The sequence below is a fragment of the Rhodoblastus acidophilus genome (genome assembly GCF_900187365.1).
GTDB lineage: Bacteria > Pseudomonadota > Alphaproteobacteria > Rhizobiales > Beijerinckiaceae > Rhodoblastus > Rhodoblastus acidophilus.
Window position 1 is genome coordinate 22,895 of the sequence record NZ_FYDG01000020.1, and the last position, 10,298, is coordinate 33,192.

The following is a 10,298-nucleotide window of genomic DNA, read 5'->3' on the forward strand; positions in this document are numbered from 1 at the left end:
TGCCCGTCTGAACCGAATACATGAGATGAGTTCCAACGTCGCCGAAGCTGCCGATCTCGAAGGTCTGCGCGGCCAACTCTCCCGTCATGTAGAGAAATACATTGGGCCGGCCGATAAGAAACGTCTGCTTTGCAAAGCCGGTATCATCATTGCCGAGTCCGCGACCGATTCAGCGATGCGTAAGAGGGCGACAGCCGTACTCGAACGTTTCACGGCTGCACCTAAGTCCGCCACGCTTAAAAAGGGACAGGCATGGCCATCCATGCTCGAAGAAATCGACGCAGCGGCGCGCGATCTCAAGACCGCAGTTAGCGCTGCCTGGAAAGACCAGCGAACTAGCCTGTTTAGCGGGGATACACCTGCTGAAATTGAAACCAAGCTCGCGAAGACAAAACCAAACCAGGACGCGCTCAAAGTCTATCAAGGCATTTACAGCCAATACCGAGCGCTCTTCGACAGCCTCCCTCCCGATCAGGCAACGATCGATCGCGCCCGGAAATTGGGCAGCCAACTTGAGAACGCCGCCAAGGCGTTTGACTTCCATGTCTCGCCCGAAGTGAAAGCTTTTCTCGAGGCAGTACAGTCGGTGCGTGGCGCGTCGATCACTCTGCTGACCGACGAAGTGCTCGACTGGTTGCGCGAGAATGAAAGTCTTGATGCCTATCGGGTCAAATCATCGGATCGCGCATGAGCGGTGATGAAAAACTTCTCCTCGCAAGTCTCGACGGGATCGAACAACGCGAGGCTCGGCTGCTCACTTGGGGCCTGGTAGATGGGTTTCTGACGCCCGCCGAACTTAGTGAAATCATCGATCCACTTCTCGATGATCCAGCTTATGCCGAAGGACTTACCTTTGTCAGCGTTGCCGAGGTTGTTGCCTCGCTCCGCGATCGCGCTCTCCTTTTCGAGATTGCCTCTGGCGAAACCAGGCGATTTCGCTCGCGGATGGCCGAGGCGGTCAGGCTATTCTTTCGCCTCAGACAATTATTTCCAAAACATCGGGGCGTCATCGGTTGGCAATCCGCACCAACACTGGTCGCGGATTTCCGTTTCATCTGGCGTCGGAGGCGCTACCCGCGCCGTCAGATTTCAGCGGACCAAGCGCGTACGAAGGTGCAGGCGGCAACATCGGACAACTTTGCCCGCGATGCCCTCTCTATGTTGATTCAGAGTTACGGGCCCGATTTCGCCTTGGCAAAATTCCAGGTCGACGCCGCCGCCCGCATACTGGCTGGCTTCGAGCAACCGCGCTCCATTGCGACCCTCGTCAGTGCAGGGACCGGCAGTGGCAAGACCTTGGCGTTCTATTTGCCATCGCTTGCCCGAGTCGCGTCGCACATCCAACGCGATCCGTCTGCTAGCCGCTGGGTCAAGGTGCTCGCGCTCTATCCGCGGAACGAGTTGCTCAAGGACCAATTCGCCGAGGTCTTCAGCCAAGCCCGGCGACTCGACAGTGGTCTTTCCCAGCGAGGCTGTCGCAAGATTCTCATCGGCACCTATTTCGGTCCAACGCCGAACAATGCCGCCAGCGCCGAGGAGAGCACAGGATGGCGTCGCCACGCGGAGGGGTCGATCTGCGACTATCTGCGCTGCCCGAATGAGGGCTGCGATGGAGATATGCTGTGGCATAACGAAGATCGAACTGCCGCAGTCGAACGTTTGGTCTGCCAGACCTGCGCAGCGTCGATCGAAAGCGACGAGATCATCCTGACACGTGGCCGACTTGAGCACGAGAGTCCTGACATCCTGTTCACCACGACTGAGATGCTTAACCAGCGTATGGGCGATGATCGCGTGCGCCACCTCTTCGGTCTGGGCGATCGCTGTGAGCGATCCGTCGAACTTGTGTTGCTCGACGAGGTCCATACTTACGCGGGTACATCTGGAGCGCAGGTTGCATACTTACTTCGCCGGTGGCGCCGATTACTGCGGAAGTCGGTTAGTTTTGTTGGCCTCTCGGCGACACTTGCCGATGGTGCCCGCTTCTTCGCGCGGTTGACGGGCCTGCCTGAGCAAGCGTCTCTCGAAATCGCACCACGGACCCGCGAAATGATAGCTGAGGGTGCGGAATATCTTTTGGCGCTACGTGGTGATCCAGTTTCACGAAGCGCGCTCCTGTCAACTACGATCCAGTCGGCGATGCTTCTCTCGCGCATGCTCGATGCGCAAGACCAGCGCCGGAGTGACGGCCTTTTTGGCGAACGTCTGTTCCTGTTCGCCGACAATCTCGACGTAATCAACCGCATGTTTTTCGCCATGCTTGATGCCGAAGGCCGACAGAGCAACGGTCGCATTGACATGAACGGTCATCCCAATGGGGGCTTAGCAAGCCTTCGCACGCCTATGGCAAGCGAACAACGCAAGCTTCATGGCCAGGATTGGCAAGCAGCTGTAGATATCGGCCACACACTCCAATCCAATGACCGCAAGACCGTCGGCCGGGTCATGTCGATGGATCCCGGCGTGGGAAGCCATCTCGACATCATCGTCGCGACCGCATCGCTCGAAGTCGGCTATAATGACCCGCTTGTTGGCGCAGTGATCCAGCATAAGTCTCCCAGAGACGTTGCTCAGTTTCTACAACGCAAGGGCCGAGCTGGCAGGCCGCGTCGCATGCGTCCTTGGACCGTTGTGGTCTTGTCCGACTACGGCCGCGATCGGCTAGCCTATCAGGGCTATGATCTGCTGTTCGATCCTGAACTCTCAGCTCGGTCGTTGCCCATCGGCAATCGTTATGTCGAACGAATTCAGGCAGTCTACGCGACGCTTGATTATCTCAGCCTCATGATTGGCGCCAATCCGCGCGGCAGCGTTTGGACAAACATGTACGGGCCTGCGAGCACGCCCAACCAGCGGGCGCGTCAGCAAAAACTTGCTGCGCTGATCCGCCGTATTCTAGCAAACGACGACGATCTCGAGCGCTTTGCGGCATATCTAACCCAAGCACTCAAGCTCGACCGCGACGAAATCGATTCCTTGCTGTGGGAACATCCTCGGCCGCTCTTGGTAGAGGTGCTCCCAACCGCTTTACGTCGTTTGGAATCATGTTGGGGGGTGTTAGGCGAAGAGTGTGCCGATTATCAAGTAGGCAACTCACCTTTGCCCGAATTCGCGCCCGCTAATCTATTCAGCGACCTTAACCTTCCCGAGGTTGAGATCGTGCTCGGCCAATCGGGCAGCGTCACTCCCGAACGCATTGTCATGCCGATCTCTAAAGCTATGAAGGAATATGCCGCCGGCCGCGTCTCGCGACGCTATGCCATCAGCCATGCACGCGAACGGCACTGGATCTGTCCGCAACTCGATCCAAACGTCGCTCAGAGCGTTGATCTCGCGCCCTATATTCGGGCGGACCTCATTGGGGACTGGCGAATCGGAGCTGATGCCGGCGCCGTGCTGTCAATTCCGGTCTACCGACCGCGCGAGTTTCTGGTGCAGCAACCGGCCAATACGGTGATCGACACATCGAACGCGCGGTTAAACTGGCGTTCTCAGATTGTCGCGCGCGAGGCTGGTCTGGTCATGGTGCCTCCAATCAACAGCCCATGGAGCCGCTTCATCGCCGACGCGCGCTTCTACACTCATCAAAGCCTCAGCGCGGTAGAAGCTCGCCGCATGGCGATTGGGAGCGACGCCAGCATCCGATATCGCGATGGGACGTCGTTCAACAAGAAATTCAGCTACGAAATGGAAGGTGGTCCTGCGGCGCTCGGATTCAGTTTCGGTGTAGACGCTTTCTGCCTACGCCTTCAGTATCCACATGATCTCTGGTCGAGCCTTGGGGACGATGCGGACCCGCGCTACCGGGCGATCAGGACGGCGCGGTTCCACGATCAAGCTATCAACGGCCCTTATCTTGACCGCGTAGACAATCGCTTCGCCCGGGAGTGGCTCGCCCATCTCCTGCTCGCAGCAATTAGCAATGAGGCAATCGCCAGAACGATCGGGCTAGCAGAAGCTGCTGCGAATCTTATCCAGGATCAAGCTGAATTGAGCCTAGATCAAACACTCGATATCCTGTTCCAGTCTCCGATTGTCGATGACCCCACGGGCCAAGGTAATGTTCAGGACAAACTTCGTCAGGAACTGGCTCTCTTCATCGCCGATTCGCAAATCCGCGCCAGCCTGTTCAGCCTTGCGGAGATTCTCTGGCTACCGATTGGTATGTCATGGGAGCCATGGTTGCGCGAACGTTTTGCGGCGACGACTGCTGCGGCTGCGATCAACGCGATATTGAGCCTGTGTCCCGAGATCGACGCAGAAGGCCTGGTTGTCGATATCGACCCCGGCCCGCGCGAGCCCGACGATGTTCTCGCCGATCAGACTGCAGCTGAAATCTGGATCAGCGAAACTTCTCCCGGCGGCAACGGTCAGATAGAAGAAGCGCTGCGACAATACGCTGAGGATCCGCGCCGCTTTTACAGCCTAATGACGGCAGCGCTGCGCGACAATGATTTCGCGTTAAGCGACTACCAGTTGCAGCGCTTTCTCAGCCAGATCGTCGAAGAAGACCCCGCAGGCGAGTTGGCGCTGGCAACGGACCGGTTCAGGGACTTCTACGGCGCGTCCGAAAGCTATCAAGCCTTTACCTCTCTGCGCGAAACTCTCGCGGCGCAGGGCTTTGTGACCTTTCACGCCTTCATAGTCGCGCTCGCTAACCGCATCCTCCGCCCCGGTTCCACGCGCGAGAGCGACCGCTTCTTTCTTGATGCCGTGCGCGGTTGGTCGGCGGAGGAGGAGCGGCTCGGAATCGAACTCGACGCGCGTGTCGTTGCTTATCGATTATCGCGACGCGGGGATATCGACAGCGCATTGAGCTTCGCCGGAATCGATGCGCCCACCGTCAATCCCGATCAATGGCGCTTTGGCGTCATCTATGGCCTACTTTGGCCGCGTGGGCCGCAAATCCGACAGGCTGGCTTGCACCTCTATTCGCAATATTCCGATCTGCCTGCGCCCGAACCCCTGCTGTTGATGTCCTTCCTCGGTCATGAAGATGTTTTCATCAATCTTGAGGACGATAATTGGGCAACCGAGTGCCTGGAGCGATTAGCCAACGCTGGGGCGATTACGCTCAGCTGTCCAATGAGCCAGGCTGGGCGCCTCGCCGATGCGCTCAGTATTCTCGCCACCAATCCAGTGCAGTCCGGTTATTTGTCGGTTTTTGCTCGAGTTCAAGCAATAAGGCGGTCAGGCGGCAATTATCATATTGATGTCGATATTGCGGAGGCATTGCAATGACCTTCGAAACCCGGAGAATCTTCAAGAGCGCAATCACGAGCCAAAACTTGATCCGCGAACTGCTCCAACTCATGTTTCTGGGCGAACTGCTCGCACCCGGCGGCGAGCGGGCTTGGCTGGTCAGTCCATGGATCAGCAATATCCTGCTGTTCGACAATCGAGCTGGCGGTTTCGGGTCGGTTAATCCTGAATGGGGCGGCCGCGAGGTTCGTCTTGTTGAGGTCGCGATCAACCTGATGGCGCGCGGCACGTCGCTTGGCATTGCAACCAGTCTTGACCCACACAACGACGCTTTTATCGGGACCGTCGGTGAGGCGGCTGAAGACGCAGGCCTTTCCGAACGGTTGCTCATCGTCCAACGGCACCATCTTCACATTAAAGGGATTCTGTTGAAACGCGGCTTGCTCACCGGGTCAATGAACCTGACTTATAACGGCCTCGAGTTGAACGACGAAATGGTCGCCTACGACACAGCCGCGAAAACGCTTGCCGAGGCGCGCCTCAATTTCGAATCATACGTCGAGATCGACACATGACCAACGATCTCGCGCCCACCGAAATCGCCTGGCTGCAAGCTTTTTTCGGCGCGCCCAATGGTCTTGATTGGGGCAGTATTGAACGGCGTACGGCACCGCAGGCGATTGTCGATCATATCCTCCCGTGGCTGCATCTCGTGCAGCGAAATGCGCCACAAACGCCGATCGTTCTGCCCTTCGTGCGATCCAACGAAATCGTCGGTTGGTACGCCACCACGCACGGACCGACTGGGGCATTCGAACTGAAAAAGGAGCTGATGGGTTGGCTAGGGCCAACTTATCTCAATCATTTCGATGCCGCTCCTGAGAGGAGCCCAGATCCAATGGCGACGGCGATGCGGCAGCGCTTTGGCGGGACGGTGTTCCGCTTTTCCGGCGAGACAGCGCGGATAGCCGAGCGGCTAGACGTCTATGCCAGAATTGCGAAGCTTCGCCCATCAACTGCAATTATGCCCGTACGGCCCGTCGGGGCCATCCGCTCGGATTTCGAACGTGCTCTCCTGGTTCAAGACAGCAAACGCGCCGAAGCGCTCATCGTCGAACTGCGTAATACGGGGCGGCTCAACGAGGAAAACCTCAAATATCTTGATGTTCGGCTCAAGGCTGGTCTCGGTCTCTGGCCGCAGATCGCGCGCGATCATTGGCTAATTAAGACCCTTGCTGACCTCCACATGCCAGGGCAGATCCTCGCAGATCTGACCGAGGCGCTCTATCGGACCTATCTTGACGACCTTGAGGCTTCAGGTAATTCCGCAGCCCTGCTAAGCGCTTTCGAGCAGCAAATCGCCAAGCCTTACCCGCGCCTATTCGCCACACGCCACGGCGTTAAGACACCGCGCGTCGTAAAAGCCTTCCTACTGTTCGAGTGCGGTCGAGCGCAACCGAGCGCGCAGATCCTCGCTGACTTGGCGGCGCTTCTGCCGCCGGATGATCCAGGCTTGGCCGTCTACAAGGAACTGACCGCGCCGTCCGTGGTGCCGATCATCACCGCCACGGACCAAAACGCCGCTGATGATGCATTCGATGATGGACAATTCGACCGCGCCTTTGCGCAATTTCTCGCACTACCGCTAAGTAAACGTTCGGTACAGCGCCTTATTTCTTGCGCTCTCGTGATCGGAACGGAAGAGACGCGGTTGGCGCTGCTCGAGAAGATCGATGGGGCTAGTTCGGCATTCATTCAAGGTTTGGCAGAGCCCATCCGCTTAAAGATTGAGGGGCTCAGGTCGATCGGAGATGACCTCGACACGACCGCAGCGGCCAAAATCACCGGTTGGATGGACTGGGCAGAAAAGCTCAGTTGTAACACCTATTTGGCAGAAGTAGCCTCTGCGGTTGAGGACATGCTGACTTGGGATGTCACGAGTTTCGCGCAAAATGAGGCGCTGTCTCGACGTTTTGTCACTCTGCTTGGAAATTTAAACAATGAAGCCGCAACCGCCGCGCGTCGGGCGGTTCCTGCGATCTACAATGCCTTTTTTTCGTCCGGACAGGCTGCCAACCATTGTACCAAGCTTATTGGCACTCTGCTGTTCGATTTGATCGTGTTGGACGAAGCAATATCGGGCACGGACCTTGAGCTTTTGTCCATGCTCCTCAGCCAAATTCTTACCGTAGGCGTGACAACGAAAGAGTACGGCTCCCTTTTACAGGACCTGGAGGATGTGCAAAGGCGGATCGGTTCCTATACCCACCTCGCGTGGAGCTTGGACGTATGCGAAATGCTGGCGATCGCGCCCGTGCCCTCGAATGACGGGCGCGAGGCACGGCTACGTCTATTCCTTCACCTAGTCAGCCAAACGCAGGGGTTCGCGCACCGCCTGAAACGACAGGATCTCGTGCCTTTCGAATTTCTTTGCCGCGATTTTGGGCTTGATCCGGAGGCGCTGGGAGCCATCCAGTCTCCTGAACGCAGGGGAGTGGACATCGAGACTCCAGACCTGTCAGGGAAGAAAATTGCAATTTATACATTGGCTGAAGCAGCAGGCCGTCGTGCCAAACAAGCCTTGGAGGAAATGTTTCCCGGCGTCAGCGTGGACATAAATTCGGATACAGTAGCGACCGCCCGACTGGCAAGTCTCGCCAAAACGGCTGACATTTTCGTCTTTGCCTGGAAAAGCAGCAGCCATCAAGCCTTTTACTGCGTCAAAGATGCATGGGTTGACCGAGATTTAATTATGGCAGGAGGCAAGGGCACAGCTAGTATATTACGTGCTGTTCTGAATTTTATAAATGACTAATCTCACGACTGCTCCATCCCGCGCTTAATATCGTTGATTAGTTTGTCAAGAGAAGCCGAGAGTCGCTCTTTTTTTGAACTTCACGCACTACATTCAATCAACTATCGGAGTCTGCATTTCATTTTTAATTCCGCAGTTTCAATGAAGCCGCGTTTAGTTCGGCCATACTTTTAACATTGAGAGTTCGATGATCTATAGATGTTAGTTCTAATTTGAGCTCTGAAATGAATGGGGCCTTATAGGTCGCGGCATCGAACCCTTTGAACTTAGCTCCGATTTTATCAAGTTGCGTAAAAACGCGAGAGACCGCTGAAACGAACACCGGCATCATGTCTATATATACTTGATCATCAGGGTATCGTTTTTTCTTTGCAAGCTGTCGAATGTCGTTGAACGCCAATTCGTCACGAATGAGAAGATGGCGCTGCAATGCTTTCTCCCCTTTCAAACTTTTGTCCAGGTACGGCGAGTTTGCATCGGGATCTAACCGCGCCCGAAAATCCTCAAGCTTAAAGTAGGCCGCCATTGGCAAGGTGCTGCCACTGCTCATCCGGTGACGCGCGAGCAAATGTGTTGCACCGATTCCATCGGTTTGGTGGATCGCCTTGTAACCACAACTCCGACAAGAGGCCGCAGAAAAGTGGGGGGTCTCGATGATGTATAGCATTCCGCAACGCGATAAGAACCGAACAGTCACCATGTAAAATATGGGAAGTGCTCTTTCGAGACGTCATAGAGCGTGTGAAACGCCTCTAGTTTTGCCTCGAATGCGCGTTCTAGATTGTGGATCGCTTCCTCTCGATCTATGTCAAAAAGGCTTCCAAATCGAATGTTAGCCTCGCCGTATAGCCTCATGTAGTTAGCGAGGTTGCTTATCACGTTGTCTACAGTTTCTAGGCTCATATGCGGCATATCCGATTCTGATGGAGCGGGCACCCCCTCACGTTGTTTGTGTGCCAAAGAAGGGATGTTTCGACAACTTCAGCATTCGGCCACAAAATGTTAAGCTTGAAATGGAGACGATGCCGAAAAAGAATTCCATCCTTGCGCACGCAGTTCGCAGGCTGGGCAAGTCCCACACCCAAAACCCCAAGCGTGGCGATGCTCGCGGTCACCATTGTAGCAAGTATGAGTCTCATCGCGGACGATTTTGACTAATGCATCGCCGCCGAGGCGTTTGGCTAGAGCCCAAGTTCCCGCCTTATCGATCCTCATTAGCGGCGTATGAATTACGTATCGCTTTTCCATCCCCAGGTTCAGGGCGATTTGCATTGCCTTGACCGTGTCGTCTCGGCAGTCGGGATAACCGGAATAATCCGTTTCGCATACACCAGTAACGAGATACTTAATTCCGCGGCGAAAGGCGACGGCGGCGCTGAAAGACAGAAAAAGCAAATTTCGTCCAGGCACGAACGTATTCGGCAAACCATTTGAGTGCATCTCGATTTCGACACCGCGCGTGAGTGCTGTCTCGCTGATTTGCCCCAAAACTGACAAATCAACTAAATGGTCTTCACCGATGCGGTCGCGCCAAGTCGGAAATGCATCGCCGAGAAGATCAAGCACGCGGGGGCGAACCTGGAGCTCAACGCTGTGACGCTGGCCGTAGCTAAACCCGATGGTTTCAACATGTTCAAAGCGATCAAGCGCCCAGGCTAAACAGGTTGCTGAGTCTTGTCCTCCTGAGAACAGGACCAACGCGCCCTTGCTGTCACCTGTCTGCTTCATCTGCCCTCAGCCCTCGTATTCAGCCCAACAATTCGGTGTCTCGAACACAACGACTGCCGCTATTTGCCCCAAAGTCGGTTTTATACGGTCCCAAATCCAGGCGGCGATATTTTCTGCAGTTGGGTTCTCTAACCCTTCGATTTCGTTGAGGCAGTGGTGGTCGAGTTTGGCCAACACCGGCCCAAAGGCGTTTTCAACGTCAAAAAAATCAGTGACGAATCCGCTTTGAGGGTCAACTGGCCCTTCGAGTCGCAACTCCACTCGATAAGAGTGTCCGTGCATTCGGTGGCACCGATGGGTCGCCGGGACGTTGGGCAGTCGGTGGGCTGCTTCGAATGTGAAGGCCTGTGTTATCTTCATGGAATGCCAACGAGTTTATGAGTTTGAAGGGAAAGTTGCCACGGTCGATTCGCGGCCGGACCGGATTACGAGACTGTCAGGAATTCCGTGTGAAGGCCGGTTCCGTTTTCATGCCAAGCTGAACCGATCCGGGAACAGGATGGCGAATTGAGCTTTCGCCATCACCCATTCGCGCGGCGGCATTTTCCATTCT

Annotated in this window: 7 protein-coding genes; 4 read left to right on the top strand and 3 right to left on the bottom strand. The window is 55.8% G+C overall.

Annotated features, from left to right (window positions below; translation table 11 throughout):
* Positions 1-25 precede the first annotated feature (25 nt).
* From CFB24_RS19845 to dpdD, 4 genes are read left to right on the top strand one after another with little or no spacing between them, the layout of a single operon-like run.
* Complete coding sequence (locus tag CFB24_RS19845; RefSeq protein WP_088522371.1) at positions 26-691, top strand: hypothetical protein; 666 nt, start codon at positions 26-28, stop codon at positions 689-691.
* On the top strand, positions 688-5,241 hold the full coding sequence (gene dpdJ, locus CFB24_RS19850) for a protein DpdJ (protein WP_088522372.1): 4,554 nt from the start codon (positions 688-690) through the stop codon (positions 5,239-5,241). The genes CFB24_RS19845 and dpdJ overlap by 4 nt, the downstream gene beginning before the upstream one ends.
* Positions 5,238-5,777: a phospholipase D-like domain-containing protein DpdK gene (gene dpdK / locus CFB24_RS19855; protein ID WP_088522373.1), complete on the top strand. Its 540-nt coding sequence runs from the start codon at positions 5,238-5,240 to the stop codon at positions 5,775-5,777. The genes dpdJ and dpdK overlap by 4 nt, the downstream gene beginning before the upstream one ends.
* Positions 5,774-8,017: a protein DpdD gene (gene dpdD / locus CFB24_RS19860; protein ID WP_088522374.1), complete on the top strand. Its 2,244-nt coding sequence runs from the start codon at positions 5,774-5,776 to the stop codon at positions 8,015-8,017. Before dpdK ends, dpdD begins: the two co-directional genes overlap by 4 nt.
* A 124-nt stretch (positions 8,018-8,141) precedes the next feature.
* On the opposite strand, the gene CFB24_RS19865 is transcribed toward dpdD, so the two are convergent.
* The 3 genes from CFB24_RS19865 to queD all read right to left on the bottom strand — a co-directional run bounded on the left by CFB24_RS19865 (position 8,142) and on the right by queD (position 10,105).
* Entirely contained in the window at positions 8,142-8,684 is a 543-nt protein-coding gene (locus CFB24_RS19865) for a hypothetical protein (protein ID WP_111390726.1), read from the bottom strand.
* Positions 8,685-9,019: 335 nt separating this feature from the next.
* Complete coding sequence (gene queC, locus CFB24_RS19875) at positions 9,020-9,745, bottom strand: 7-cyano-7-deazaguanine synthase QueC (protein WP_088522377.1); 726 nt, start codon at positions 9,743-9,745, stop codon at positions 9,020-9,022.
* A 6-nt stretch (positions 9,746-9,751) separates the two neighbouring features.
* Positions 9,752-10,105, bottom strand: coding sequence for a 6-carboxytetrahydropterin synthase QueD (gene queD, locus CFB24_RS19880; protein WP_088522378.1), 354 nt, complete (start codon positions 10,103-10,105; stop codon positions 9,752-9,754).
* Positions 10,106-10,298: the final 193 nt, after the last annotated feature.

What these genes read in the sequence shown, in the direction of transcription:
- CFB24_RS19845 (WP_088522371.1), top strand. Translation starts at nt 26, where the DNA reads ATGAGTTCCAACGTCGCCGAAGCTGCCGATCTCGAAGGTCTGCGCGGC.
- dpdJ (WP_088522372.1), top strand. Translation starts at nt 688, where the DNA reads ATGAGCGGTGATGAAAAACTTCTCCTCGCAAGTCTCGACGGGATCGAA.
- dpdK (WP_088522373.1), top strand. Translation starts at nt 5,238, where the DNA reads ATGACCTTCGAAACCCGGAGAATCTTCAAGAGCGCAATCACGAGCCAA.
- dpdD (WP_088522374.1), top strand. Translation starts at nt 5,774, where the DNA reads ATGACCAACGATCTCGCGCCCACCGAAATCGCCTGGCTGCAAGCTTTT.
- CFB24_RS19865 (WP_111390726.1), bottom strand. Translation starts at nt 8,684, where the DNA reads ATGCTATACATCATCGAGACCCCCCACTTTTCTGCGGCCTCTTGTCGG.
- queC (WP_088522377.1), bottom strand. Translation starts at nt 9,745, where the DNA reads ATGAAGCAGACAGGTGACAGCAAGGGCGCGTTGGTCCTGTTCTCAGGA.
- queD (WP_088522378.1), bottom strand. Translation starts at nt 10,105, where the DNA reads ATGAAGATAACACAGGCCTTCACATTCGAAGCAGCCCACCGACTGCCC.